This window comes from Agrobacterium sp. SUL3 (assembly GCF_001263295.1).
GTDB lineage: Bacteria > Pseudomonadota > Alphaproteobacteria > Rhizobiales > Rhizobiaceae > Agrobacterium > Agrobacterium tomkonis.
Window position 1 is genome coordinate 325,902 of the sequence record NZ_KQ414502.1, and the last position, 12,048, is coordinate 337,949.

Below are 12,048 nucleotides of genomic sequence, written 5' to 3' on the forward strand. Positions count from 1 at the left end.
TATGACATCCGGTGAACAGGCGAAAACGCCTCTTCAAGCTCCCATTCTTCTCACCAATGTCAAACCCGTCGGTTTCGGAAAGGGGGCGCCCCAGGCCTCGACCGATATTCTGATCGGCGGCGACGGCAAGATCGCCGCGGTGGGCTCTGCCCTGCAGGCGCCTGCGGATGCGCAGCGCATTGATGCCAAAGGTGCCTTCATCTCGCCCGGCTGGGTGGATCTACACGTGCATATCTGGCACGGCGGCACCGATATCTCCATCCGCCCCTCCGAATGCGGGGCGGAACGCGGCGTGACGACACTGGTGGATGCCGGTTCGGCGGGTGAGGCGAATTTCCACGGTTTCCGGGAATACATCATCGAGCCTTCGAGAGAGCGCATCAAGGCCTTCCTCAATCTCGGCTCCATCGGCCTTGTCGCCTGCAACCGCGTACCGGAACTGCGCGACATCAAGGATATCGACCTTGATCGCATCCTCGAATGTTACGCTGAGAACAGCGAACATATCGTCGGCCTCAAGGTGCGCGCTAGCCATGTCATCACCGGCTCCTGGGGTGTGACGCCGGTCAAGCTCGGCAAGAAGATCGCCAAGATCCTGAAAGTGCCGATGATGGTGCATGTGGGCGAACCGCCCGCACTTTATGACGAGGTGCTGGAAATCCTCGGCCCCGGCGATGTCGTGACCCATTGCTTCAACGGCAAGTCCGGTTCCAGCATTATGGAAGACGAGGACCTGTTCAACCTTGCCGAACGCTGCGCCGGTGAAGGCATCCGGCTGGATATCGGCCATGGCGGCGCATCCTTCTCCTTCAAGGTGGCGGAAGCGGCGATTGCGCGCGGCCTGTTGCCGTTCTCGATCTCGACGGATTTGCATGGGCATTCGATGAATTTTCCGGTTTGGGATCTGGCGACGACCATGTCGAAACTGCTGTCGGTTGATATGCCCTTCGAAAATGTCATCGAGGCCGTCACCCGCAATCCGGCCTCCGTCATTCGGCTCGATATGGAAAACCGCCTTGATGTCGGCCAGCGCGCCGACTTCACCATTTTCGATCTAGTGGATTCCGATCTGGAAGCGACCGATTCCAATGGCGACGTGGCGCGCCTGACGCGCCTGTTCGAGCCGCGTTACGCGGTGATCGGTGCCGAGGCGATTGCCGCCAGCCGTTATATTCCAAGGGCGCGCAAGCTGGTGCGCCACAGCCATGGTTATTCCTGGCGCTGAACCCGAATGGAAAGGTGGGGGTATGCCCTCCGCCTTCCGCAGACATTACGGGATACAAGTCCCGGCATTATGAGGAATTCGCGTGAAACAGTCTTCGCTTGATGCAGAAGGGCACCTTTCGCCCTATGACCGACTCGCTGCGCTCGGCATCTCCCTGCCGCCGCCGCCGCCGCCAATTGCCAATTTTGTCACCCATGTGGTGGAAGGCAACATGCTTTATCTTTCGGGCCAAGGGCCTCGGGAAGAAAACGGCCATCTCTATGCCGGCAAGGTGGGCGCGGAAATCGGGCTTGAAGAGGCCTATAACCATGCGCGTCTCACCGGCATTAATCTGCTTGCCGTCATGCATGAGGCGCTGGGTGATCTGTCGCGGGTGAAAAAGGTGGTCAAGCTGCTCGGCATGGTCAATGCTGTCAGCGATTTCCGCGATCACCCGAGCGTCATCAATGGCTGTTCCGATCTTTTCATCGATGTGTTCGGCGATGCGGGACAACACGCCCGCTCCGCTGTGGGTTTCGGCTCATTGCCGGGCAACATCACCGTTGAGATCGAAGCCATCGTCGCGCTCAAGGGGTGAGGCCGATTAATGGTTGCGCCAGCCCATCAGCTTTTCGATCCGTTCCGCCGAGACCCTGACCTGTTCGGTATAATGGTTTTCGTCCGCCAGCACCTTCTGCTCCGGCAGCACGATGGAAATCGTCGCGACGCATTCTCCGTGGCTGTCGCAGATCGGCGAGGCAATGCAGGCGACGGCATAATCGGATTCGGCGACCTGTATCGACAGCCGGTCATGGAAGGCGGCCGCCGCCGATTGCGACAGGGTTTCGGGGTTGATTTCCGCGCGGCCGGTCGGCGACGTGCGGGCGCAGCGCCGGAAAAGCTCGACGCGTTCGGCCTCGGGCAGATGGCCGACGAGCAGGCGGCCGGAGGCCGTCCAGTTCAGGGGAACACGGGTGCCGACGCGCGACGCGACCTGAAAATGGCTTGGACCATCGGCCATGGCCAGAACAAGCATATGGTCGCCATCGCGGCCGCAAAGCTGCACGGTCTCGCCCGCATGGCGGCACAGATCGTGCATTTCGTGGGTGGCGACACCCATGAAATCCAGCGAACGCGCGTAAGCCAGGCCATAATGGTAAAGCCGCGCGCCGAGCCAGATGTTGCCATCGGCATTGCGCGCCAGCATGTTCTTTTCGACGAGATCGTCGATGATCACATAGACGGTGGAAAGCGGCGCCTTGATCGCCTTGGCAATCGCGTAAGCACCGGCCGGCGATCCGGTTTCGTAAAGGTAATCAATCACCTGAAGCGCACGGTCGATGCCGCTGACGCGCGAGCGCTTGGCCGCCTTCGCGTCCGGATTTTCCTCCGTGGGAGACACGGCGGTTGAAGCTATTTCGTCCAGTCTATGGGCGTCCAATTTTGGCTCCTCATGGGTTTTGAGAAGCTATTACATTATTATGGCATATATGTCGATGCCCATCGCATCGCAAAGACAGGAGAAAGACATGACCGAGGATATCAGAAGCAGGATCGGCCTTCGCCCGGTCATCAACGTCTCGGGCACCATGACCTCGCTCGGCGCGTCGATTGTCGTTCCCGAGGCCGTTCAGGCCATGGCGGCCATCCTGCCGCAATTCGTCGAGATCAATGATCTGCAACGCAAGGCGAGCGCGATCATTGCAAGGCTGACGGGCGGCGAGGCCGGTTTCGTCACGGCGTCCTGCTCTTCCGGCATCAGCCTCGCTGTGGCGGGTGCGATCACCGGCAACAATCTGCTGGCCATCGAAAAGCTGCCCGATGTCGCGCCAGAGAAGAACGAAGTGCTGGTGCAGATGGGACATGTGGTGAGCTACGGCGCGCCGGTGGATCAGGCGATCCGCCTCGGCGGTGGCAAGGTGGTGCTGATCGGTCAGGCAACATCGACCCATCGTTTCCACATGGAAAATGCCATCACCGAAAAGACGGCTGCGGCGGTCTATGTCGTCTCGCATCATGTGGTCGATTATGGCCTGCTGCATCTTTCCGAATTCGTCGAAATCGCTCATGCCAAGGGCGTGCCTGTCATTGTGGATGCGGCTTCCGAATATGATCTCAAACGGTTTCTGGCGACGGGCGCGGATGTGGTGCTCTATTCCGGCCACAAGTTCCTCGGCGGCCCCACTTCCGGCATCGTCGCTGGCAAGAAGGAACTGGTGCGCCATGCCTTCCTGCAGAATATGGGTGTCGGTCGCGGCATGAAGGTCGGCAAGGAAAGCATCTATGGCGTCATGGCGGCGCTGGAAGCTTGGGAAAAGCGCGACCATGACGGCATCCGTGAGCGTGAGACCGGCTATCTCAACCTCTGGAAAAAAACGCTGGACGGGCGCCCCGGCGTGACGGCGCTAATCGAGCCCGACCCGACCGACAACCCGCTCGACCGGCTGCGCGTCATCATCGATGCCGAAGAAGCCCATATCACGGCATGGGACCTGACAACGGCGCTGGCCAAAGGCAATCCGCCCATCATTGCCCGCGATCACGAGGTGGAACACCGCTATTTCTATCTCGACCCCTGCAACCTGCATCCGGGTCAGGAGACCATCGTTGCCTCCCGTCTGGCCGAGGAACTGGACAAGGCGCGCGCCTCCAACGAGGTGATTGCCACGCCGTTCGAAGACCGCAGCCGCCACCGTTTCGACGGCATGCTGCGCTGGCCGGACTAAATGGAACGAGCGGGTGCCGCGTATTTCTTCTCCCCGAGGGGGAGAAGTCCGCGGCAGCGGGATGAGGGGGCAAGGCTGCGGTCTATCTCTGGCGTTGCCCCCTCATCCGACCCTTCGGGCCACCTTCTCCCCCCTCGGGGAGAAGAAATTTGCCGCAACGCCGTGCTTGAGTTGAAACATAAAAAGAAGGGAACGATCATGACCATGCCGCAGGCAGCACCGCTTGGTGCAGAAGATGCCGTGCTTTCCGTCCGCAATCTCACCACGTCCTTTCACGTGGATGGCGGCTGGAAACCCGTGGTGCGTGATATTTCCTTCGACGTCGGGCCGGGCGAGACGGTTGCGATCGTCGGCGAAAGCGGCTCGGGCAAAAGCGTCACCTCGCTCTCCATCATGCGGCTGCTGGATCGGGAAAGCAGCAGGGTTCAGGGTGAGATCCTGCTGGGCGGGCGCAACCTGCTCTCCCTTTCCGAAGACGCCATGCGGCGGGTGCGGGGCAACGAGGTCGCCATGATCTTTCAGGAGCCGATGACCAGCCTCAATCCGCTGTTCACCATCGGCGACCAGATTTCCGAGGCTCTGTTGTGCCACCAGCCGATGTCGAAAGCAGATGCGCGGGCCGAGACGATCCGCCTGCTGGAAAAGGTCCGCATTCCCTCGGCCGCCTCACGTTTCGATGAATATCCGCACCGCTTTTCCGGCGGCATGCGCCAGCGCGTCATGATCGCCATGGCGCTCGCTTCCCGGCCGAAGCTCTTGATCGCCGACGAGCCGACGACGGCGCTCGATGTGACCATTCAGGGCCAGATTCTCGATCTCATCAAGACGCTTCAGGAAGAGGAGGGCACCTCCGTCCTGTTCATCACCCATGACATGGGCGTTGTGGCTGAGATCGCTGACCGTACTGTCGTCATGTATCGCGGTGAGCAGGTGGAAGTCGGTGCGACGGCGGATATTTTCCATCGTGGCAAACATCCCTATACCCGTGCACTTTTGTCCGCCGTTCCGGTTCTCGGCTCGATGAAGGGCGAGGAAAGACCGCTCCGTTTTCCCATCGTCAACACCACCACGGGCGAAACGCAGGAACCGGCGCGTCCGGCCGATACGGTTGACGCAAGCGCCCAGCCGGTGCTGAAGGTGGAGGGGCTGACCAAGCGCTTCGATATCCACTCCGGCCTTTTGGGTCGGCTCAGTGGCCGCGTACACGCGGTGGAGAATGTGTCCTTCGATCTGAGGGCCGGCGAAACATTGTCGCTGGTGGGCGAAAGCGGTTGCGGCAAATCCACCACCGGTCGTGCCATCATGCGGCTGATCGAGCCGGATGCCGGTTCGGTCGTGGTCAATGGCGAGAATATTCTCACCCTCGACAAATCCGGCATGCGCGAAATGCGCAAGACGGTGCAGATGATCTTTCAGGACCCTTTCGCCTCGCTCAACCCGCGCATGACGGTGGGTGCGGCGATTGCCGAACCGTTTCTGGAGCATCGCATGGGCAGCGCCCGCGAGGCGAAGAACGTGGTGGCCGACATGCTCGACAAGGTCGGCCTCTCGCCGGATATGGCGGCGCGTTACCCGCATGAGTTTTCCGGCGGCCAGCGCCAGCGCATCTGCATCGCCCGCGCGCTTGCACTCCAGCCGAAGGTGATTGTCGCCGATGAGAGCGTTTCGGCGCTGGATGTCTCGATCAAGGCGCAGGTCATCAACCTGATGCTGGATTTGCAGCAGAGCCTCGACCTCGCTTTCCTGTTCATCAGCCATGATATGGCGGTGGTGGAACGCGTCAGCCATCGCGTGGCGGTGATGTATCTCGGCGAGATCGTCGAAATCGGTCCGCGTGCTGATGTCTTCGAAAATCCGCAGCATGATTATACCCGCAAGCTGATGGCGGCCGTGCCGGTGCCGGACCCGGACCGCCGCAACACAAGGCGCGGTGCGGCGAATGACGAGCTGAAAAGCCCGATCCGTGCTGTCGATTATGCCGTCAAGCCGCGTGAATATCGCGAGGTTTCGCCCGGTCACCTCGTCGCCTGTTAAAGCCCCGGTACGTCCGACGTTGCGAAGGGTACCCGATAACCGCGCTTAAAACTTTCCCGCTGTCCAAGCTGGCGATACCACCGCTGTATCGCCGGAAAATCATCGAGATTGATTTTGTGGCGTGCGAAACGCGAGACCCATGGCCAGATGGCGATATCGGCTATGGAAAAATTGCCGGCCACATACTCCAGCCCCGTTAAACGGTCGTTCAATGTCCGATAGAGGCGCTCCACATCCGTCGCAAAACGCGTCTCGGCAAAGGGGGCCTCTCCGGCATGATAAGTCAGGAAATAATGGGCATAACCGAGTGTCGGGCCGAAATTGGCGGCCTGCCACATCAGCCATTCGGTGACGATCAGCCGCTCGATGGCGGAGGCGGGCAGAAGCCGGCCGGCCTTTTCGGCGAGATAGATGAGGATCGCGTTCGATTCCGTCAGGATGGTGCCGTTGTCATTGTCGACGATTGCCGGAATTTTCGAGCCAGGATTGATGCGGATGTAATCGGCTGCGAATTGCTCGCCCTTTTCGATGTCGATGGCGTGGCTGCGATAGGGCAGGCCGAGTTCTTCCAGCGCAACCGAGATTTTGAGGCCGTTCGGCGTGATCCAGGTGTAAAGATCGATCATATTAGTCGAACATCGCCTCATCCAGCGGCAAGGCGCGCCGGCCTTTCTTGCCCGTCACATCGGAAAGGTCCTTGTAAAGACCACGCAGGGTCAGAACCAGCTGGATAATGCGGGGGTCGGTGACACGATAGATCACTGCCTTGCCTTCCCGCGTGCCTTCGATGACACCCGCGTCGCGTAATTCGGCAAGCTGTTGCGAAAGTGTGGGCTGCTGGATGCCGAGTTCATATTCCAACGCGGAAACGGACGCTTCCGTTTCCATGAGGTAACAGACGATGGCCAGACGGTTGGCGTTGGCAACAAGCTTCAAAAGCTCGCTCGCTTCGACCACGCTGCGGCAGATGAGATTGGAAACCGGTTTCGTCACGACTAAAGGTCCATTTTTCAAACTATAAAAAAGTAAATTGTATAGCGATAAATTTCAATGGCTTGATCTGGGTGGTTTTCAGTCGGTTGCAAAATTTTTAAAATCTACAGGATTAGTAGATTTCTCTTTCGCTTTCCGGCTGAGGATCGCCAAAACGTTCCTCGAAAACACTCTATAAAAAAGTAGATTGATTGCGAAATGAGGTGTCGACATGAAAATCGGGGTCCATCCCAACAATCTGCATTTACGGCTCGCCCGGCTCTGGCCCGGCGCTTTCAAGCAATTTGATCCGGAATTTGTGACCTATCGCGAAGGGCGCGATACGGCGGCGCTTCTGGAAAAGGGCGACATCCATTTCGGCGGCACCGGTTCTACGCCTCCCATTGAAGCGGATGCGCGCGGGCTTTCGGCAATCTATATCGCCGCTTCCGCACCGAGGCCCGCCAATGGCGCAATCCTTGTGCGGCGCGACAGCCCGATCCGTGCCGCCGCCGATCTCTCGGGAAAGCGCATATCGCTGATCGACGGATCGTTTCACACCTATCTTCTGGCGCGTAGCCTGGAAGGGGCGGGTCTTGGCCTTGTCGATGTGACGCGCGTTGAAAGCGGTGATAGCGACAGCCTGCTTGACCTCGTGGAAGGTCGCGTTGATGCTTGGGTGACGATGTCGCCACGGCTGGAAATGGCCCTGACCCATGAGGAGATCAGCCTTCTTGTGCGTTGTGGTTCAACCATTCCCAACCGATCGCTATTCTGGACGCTGGCGCGTCACAACATGGCGCAGGAGACACGGCAGGCGATTGCGGCCGAACTGGACCGCGTCGGCCGCGCCGTCATGGCGGATATCGACAAGGCTGCTGCCCTGCTCGCCGCCGAACCGGGCAGCGAGGGTGATGCGGCATCCTGGGCGAAGGTGCTGCGCTCGCGCGATCTTTCCGTGGTGCCTGCCGCCGAAAATATCCTTGCCGAACAGCAGGAGGAGGCCGATACGCTTTACAGGCACGGTCATTTCTCTTTACCGGTTCTGACTGGACAAAGCCCAATCCCTCAATCAGCCAGCGCGGGAGGCGACCGATGAATATTTTCTGGTACATGTGCGCGCCCGACGGCGCCTATCCCTGGCAGCCGGAAGGCTCCCGCAAGGTCGATCTCGGTTATTACAAGCAGCTGGCGCTCGCTTACGATCAGCTTGGTTACACCGGCGCTCTGTTTGCCACCGGGGCGCACGACGTCTGGGTTCTGGCGGGCGCGCTTCTCTCCTATACCGAGCGGCTGAAACTGCTGGTCGCCATCCATCCGGGCCTGATCGCGCCGACGCTGCTTGCCAAGATGGCGGCGACGCTTCAGGAGTTTTCGCGCGGCCGCCTGCTGATCAATGTCGTCTCTGGCGATGCGAAGATGCTCGGCGCTTACGGCATGACCATGCCGCATGATGAGCGTTACGATATGGCGGATGAATATCTGCAGATCTGGCACCGGCTTTTCGCCGGCGAGACGGTGGATTTCAAAGGGCGGCATTTCCAGACCGAGGGCGCAAAACTCGCGCTGCCGGTGGGGCAGGGCATAGAGCCGCCGCCGCTATGGTTCGGCGGTTCTTCCGACAAGGCCATCGACGTTGCGGCCAAACATGTCGAGACCTACCTCTCCTGGGGTGAAACGCCGGACCAGATCGGCGCGAAGGTCGATCTCGTCAAGGCGCGGGCGGAAAAGCTTGGCCGCGAACTGGAATATGGCATTCGCCTTTATGTCATCGTGCGCGATACCGATGAAGAAGCCTGGGCTGCTGCCGCCGATCTTTACGGGCGCATGGATGCGGCAGCGATTGCCGCCAACCAGCGTTTCGTCGGCACGACCGATTCCGTCGGCCAGCAGCGCATGACGGCGATGCATGGCGGGCAGAAACCGGAAAACCTGCGCGATCTCGAAATCGCGCCCAACCTCTGGGCCGGCATCGGGCTTGTCCGGCCGGGACCGGGAACCGCGATTGTCGGTTCGCCGGATACTGTCATCCGCACGCTGGAAGCCTATAAGAAGGCGGGCGTGAATACCTTTATCCTTTCCGGCATGCCATTGCTGGAAGAAGCCTTCCGCTTCGGGGAAAAGGTTCTGCCGCGTCTTGATGTGTCGCGGGAAGTCTCGGCAGCCAAACAATTCACCTGGTCGACCCTGTTTGACCGCGACCTCTCGGCCAAGGCCTCCTGAGCATGGTGCGGGAGTGGAGAGACAAGACATGACGGCAAGTCCGGCAACAACAATTTCGCAACGGCGCTTCGGTCCACAACGTGTGGCCGAGCGGGCGCTTGCCGTTCTGGACAAGGCGCTCGGTGCGGTCGCCGCCGCGATCCTTGCGACGCTTCTTGTGGTGGTGCTGGTCAATGTCACCCTGCGATACCTGTTCCATACCGGTTTCATCGGCGCGGAAGATCTTGGCATCTGGCTCAATGTGGCAATGATTGCGGTCGGCGCGCCGCTCAGCCTCAAGAGTGCTTTGGCCATGCGGCTGGATGTATTCGTGCGCTTCCTGCCGGAACGCTTTCATGCCGCAACCGAAGTTCTGGCCGATGCCTTTTCCTTCGTCGCAGCCCTCATCCTCGCCTTCGGCGGGGTGGAGATTGCGGCCATGCTGGGCGGCACGTCGCCAACACTTGGCTTGCCGGAATGGGTGCGCTTCGGTTTTCTCGGTGCAGGCGGCGCGCTGATCTTTGTCTATCTGGCGCTTCAGCGGGTCGGTGAAGGCAAGGCGCTTGCCGTTCTGCTCTCTGTCGCCATCGCGGTCGTTTCCTATGTCGGCCTGCCGGAACTGTTTGTCGATACGAGCCTGCCGCCGAGCCTGTTTCTGGCGCTGACGGCGGCGTTGGGGCTGGTTCTGGCGGCACCGCTCGCCCATGCCTTCCTTGCCGCTGCCTATGTGGCGATTGCCTTCGGCAGCACCTTGCCGGAGCCGGCCATCGTTTCCTCGACGGTGACAGGCATGTCGAAATTCCTGCTGCTTGCCATTCCCTTTTTCCTGCTGGCCGGAAGCCTGCTGACGGAATCGGGCGTCGCCAACCAGCTGGTTCGTTTTGCCGCCTCCATGGTCGGGCATCGGCGGGCGGGGCTGGCGCAAACGACACTGTTGACCAGCGTGTTGTTTTCCGGCGCATCCGGCTCTTCGGTCGCCAACGCCGCCTTCGGCGCGTCCACCTTCCAGCCGGAACTCGTCAAGCATGGTTATCCGCCGGCGCAGGCCGGTGCGATCATTGCCGCCACCTCGGTGCTGGACAATGTCATCCCGCCTTCCATCGCTTTCCTGATCCTCGCAACGGCCACCAACCTGTCTGTCGGCTCGTTGCTGGTCGGCGGCTTCTTCGCGGGCGGGCTGATGGCGATCTGCCTTGCGGTGGCGATCCATCTCAGCGTGCGCAGCGTCAATACCTTGCCGCGCGCGACAGGCAGCGAACGCTGGCGCTCGGCCATCGCCGCGATCCCCGCCTTCGGGCTTGGCGTCATCGTGGTGGTCGGCATCCGCATCGGTGTCGTTACCACGACGGAAGCTGCTGCCCTTGCCGCCCTCTACACGCTGTTTCTCGGTTTCGGTTACCGGCTGGGCGCGGGCCGCATTTTCGCGACTTTCCGCCAATCAGCAGGTGAGGCGGCGGCCATCGGCCTTCTGATCGGCACGGCGGGGCCTTTCGCCTTCCTGCTGGCGGTGGACAATGTTTCCGGCCTCGTCACCGACTTTGTCACGCTTCTGGGCGGCAGCAAGATTGCGGTGCTGCTGCTCTCCAACCTCATCCTGCTCGTGGTTGGTCTGGTGCTGGATATCGGTGCTGCCATCCTGCTGTTCGGGCCGATCCTGTTGCCCGCCGCCGTGGCGGCCGGCATCGATCCGATCCATTTCGGCGTCATCCTGGTGGTCAACCTGATGATCCATGGCCTGACGCCGCCGCTCGGCATGCTGATCTTCGTCGTTAGCGGCGTCACCCGCATTCCGGCGACAGCACTTTTCCGGGCCGTCGTTCCCTATCTCGTTTCCCTTCTCGTTTCCCTCGCCATTTTGTGCGCCTGGGCCATTTTCTTCTAAGTCAGGGGTTTCATTCATGACTATTATCGATCGCCGCAATCTCCTCAAACTCTCCGCCATCGGCGCCGCAACGCTCGCCGCGCCCGCCTTCGTACGCACGGCAAATGCCAGAACCCGCAGCATCACCGTTGCCTCGCTGTTTGCCGATGACAAGCCGGAGACGAAAATCTGGGTGAAGATCAGCGAACTGGTGGAGGCGAAGCTGCCCGGCCGCTTCCGCTTCAACATCGTCAAGAGCGGTGCGCTGGGCGGTGAAAAGGAAGTGGCGGAAAATATCCGCCTGGGATCGGTTCAGGCGAGCCTTTCCACCGTTTCCTCGCTTTCCGGCTGGGTGCCGGAACTGCAGATCCTCGATCTGCCCTTCCTGTTCCGCGATGCCGACCATGTGCGCAAGGTGGTGACGGGCGAGACTGGAACCGATCTGAAGACGAAGCTCGCCGCCCAGCAATTCATCGCCGCCGATTTCATCAATTACGGCGCACGTCATCTTCTGACCAAGGAACCCGTCACCCGGCCGGAGCAGCTGGAAGGCAAGAAAATCCGCGTCATCCAGAGCCCGCTGCACACCAAGCTGTGGAGCGCTTTCGGCACCACGCCGGTGGGTATTCCCATCACCGAGACCTACAATGCGCTGGCAACAGGCGTGGCTGATGCCATGGATCTCACCAAGTCCGCCTATGCCGGCTTCAAGCTTTACGAGGTCGTGCCCTATCTGACGGAAACCGGCCACATCTGGGCTTCAGGCGTGGTTTATTACGGTGCGACCTTCTGGAACCAGCTGGATGACGAAGAGAAGAAGGTTCTCCTGGAAGCATCGAGCGAAGGCGCGCAATATTTCAACCAGTTGATCGTCGAGGACGAAGTGAAGTCCGTCGAGCTTGCGCTTTCGAAGGGCGGCAAGGTGCTGCAGCCGGAAGCTCTGGACGAATGGCGCAAGGGCGCTCAGGGTGTGTGGCAGGATTTCGCCGGTATTGTCGGCGGCATCGAGAAGATACAGGCTGTGCAGTCGGCCTGATAATACGGCCCTT

At 60.4% G+C, this 12,048-nt stretch carries 11 protein-coding genes; 8 read left to right on the forward strand and 3 right to left on the reverse strand.

The window, feature by feature from the left end; translation table 11 throughout:
- Window position 1 precedes the first annotated feature (1 nt).
- Both AKG12_RS12595 and AKG12_RS12600 read left to right on the forward strand, forming a co-directional pair.
- Window positions 2-1,225, forward strand: a complete 1,224-nt coding sequence (locus AKG12_RS12595; protein WP_052819045.1) for an amidohydrolase/deacetylase family metallohydrolase — start codon at window positions 2-4, stop codon at window positions 1,223-1,225.
- A gap of 82 nt (window positions 1,226-1,307) precedes the next feature.
- Window positions 1,308-1,802, forward strand: a complete 495-nt coding sequence (locus tag AKG12_RS12600) for a RidA family protein (protein ID WP_020011822.1) — start codon at window positions 1,308-1,310, stop codon at window positions 1,800-1,802.
- A gap of 6 nt (window positions 1,803-1,808) precedes the next feature.
- Here AKG12_RS12600 and AKG12_RS12605 read toward each other — a convergent pair whose 3' ends face one another.
- Window positions 1,809-2,621 carry an IclR family transcriptional regulator gene (locus tag AKG12_RS12605; protein WP_225245744.1) on the reverse strand — a complete coding sequence of 271 codons (813 nt, stop codon included), beginning with the start codon at window positions 2,619-2,621 and terminating at the stop codon, window positions 1,809-1,811.
- A gap of 112 nt (window positions 2,622-2,733) precedes the next feature.
- Between AKG12_RS12605 and AKG12_RS12610 the strand changes: the two genes are divergently transcribed.
- Together AKG12_RS12610 and AKG12_RS12615 are read left to right on the forward strand one after the other, a co-directional pair.
- On the forward strand, window positions 2,734-3,930 hold the full coding sequence (locus tag AKG12_RS12610; RefSeq protein ID WP_046801092.1) for an aminotransferase class V-fold PLP-dependent enzyme: 1,197 nt from the start codon (window positions 2,734-2,736) through the stop codon (window positions 3,928-3,930).
- Between the two features lie 198 nt (window positions 3,931-4,128).
- Window positions 4,129-5,964, forward strand: a complete 1,836-nt coding sequence (locus tag AKG12_RS12615; protein ID WP_052819083.1) for an ABC transporter ATP-binding protein — start codon at window positions 4,129-4,131, stop codon at window positions 5,962-5,964.
- Here the strand turns inward: AKG12_RS12615 and AKG12_RS12620 are convergent.
- A complete protein-coding gene (locus AKG12_RS12620; protein WP_052819047.1) occupies window positions 5,961-6,590 on the reverse strand; it encodes a glutathione S-transferase family protein in 630 nt (209 codons plus the stop codon). The genes AKG12_RS12615 and AKG12_RS12620 overlap by 4 nt on opposite strands.
- 1 nt (window position 6,591) lies before the next feature.
- Window positions 6,592-6,957, reverse strand: coding sequence for an ArsR/SmtB family transcription factor (locus tag AKG12_RS12625; protein ID WP_046800796.1), 366 nt, complete (start codon window positions 6,955-6,957; stop codon window positions 6,592-6,594).
- Window positions 6,958-7,168: 211 nt separating this feature from the next.
- Here AKG12_RS12625 and AKG12_RS12630 point away from each other — a divergent pair, with 211 nt between their 5' ends.
- The 4 genes from AKG12_RS12630 to AKG12_RS12645 are packed head-to-tail and all read left to right on the forward strand — an operon-like array spanning window position 7,169 to window position 12,035.
- Complete coding sequence (locus AKG12_RS12630) at window positions 7,169-8,035, forward strand: ABC transporter substrate-binding protein (protein WP_052819048.1); 867 nt, start codon at window positions 7,169-7,171, stop codon at window positions 8,033-8,035.
- Window positions 8,032-9,159, forward strand: coding sequence for an LLM class flavin-dependent oxidoreductase (locus tag AKG12_RS12635; protein ID WP_052819049.1), 1,128 nt, complete (start codon window positions 8,032-8,034; stop codon window positions 9,157-9,159). The genes AKG12_RS12630 and AKG12_RS12635 overlap by 4 nt, the downstream gene beginning before the upstream one ends.
- 28 nt (window positions 9,160-9,187) lie before the next feature.
- Window positions 9,188-11,020, forward strand: coding sequence for a TRAP transporter large permease (locus tag AKG12_RS12640; RefSeq protein WP_052819050.1), 1,833 nt, complete (start codon window positions 9,188-9,190; stop codon window positions 11,018-11,020).
- A gap of 16 nt (window positions 11,021-11,036) precedes the next feature.
- The gene (locus tag AKG12_RS12645; RefSeq protein WP_046800800.1) at window positions 11,037-12,035 is read left to right on the forward strand and encodes a TRAP transporter substrate-binding protein; all 999 of its coding nucleotides are present in this window, start codon (window positions 11,037-11,039) and stop codon (window positions 12,033-12,035) included.
- Window positions 12,036-12,048: the final 13 nt, after the last annotated feature.

Bases quoted from the DNA above. Each gene is read 5' to 3' on its own strand.
- AKG12_RS12615 (WP_052819083.1), top strand. From the start codon at position 4,129: ATGACCATGCCGCAGGCAGCACCGCTTGGTGCAGAAGATGCCGTGCTT.
- AKG12_RS12595 (WP_052819045.1), top strand. From the start codon at position 2: ATGACATCCGGTGAACAGGCGAAAACGCCTCTTCAAGCTCCCATTCTT.
- AKG12_RS12620 (WP_052819047.1), bottom strand. From the start codon at position 6,590: ATGATCGATCTTTACACCTGGATCACGCCGAACGGCCTCAAAATCTCG.
- AKG12_RS12645 (WP_046800800.1), top strand. From the start codon at position 11,037: ATGACTATTATCGATCGCCGCAATCTCCTCAAACTCTCCGCCATCGGC.
- AKG12_RS12610 (WP_046801092.1), top strand. From the start codon at position 2,734: ATGACCGAGGATATCAGAAGCAGGATCGGCCTTCGCCCGGTCATCAAC.
- AKG12_RS12640 (WP_052819050.1), top strand. From the start codon at position 9,188: ATGACGGCAAGTCCGGCAACAACAATTTCGCAACGGCGCTTCGGTCCA.
- AKG12_RS12635 (WP_052819049.1), top strand. From the start codon at position 8,032: ATGAATATTTTCTGGTACATGTGCGCGCCCGACGGCGCCTATCCCTGG.
- AKG12_RS12630 (WP_052819048.1), top strand. From the start codon at position 7,169: ATGAAAATCGGGGTCCATCCCAACAATCTGCATTTACGGCTCGCCCGG.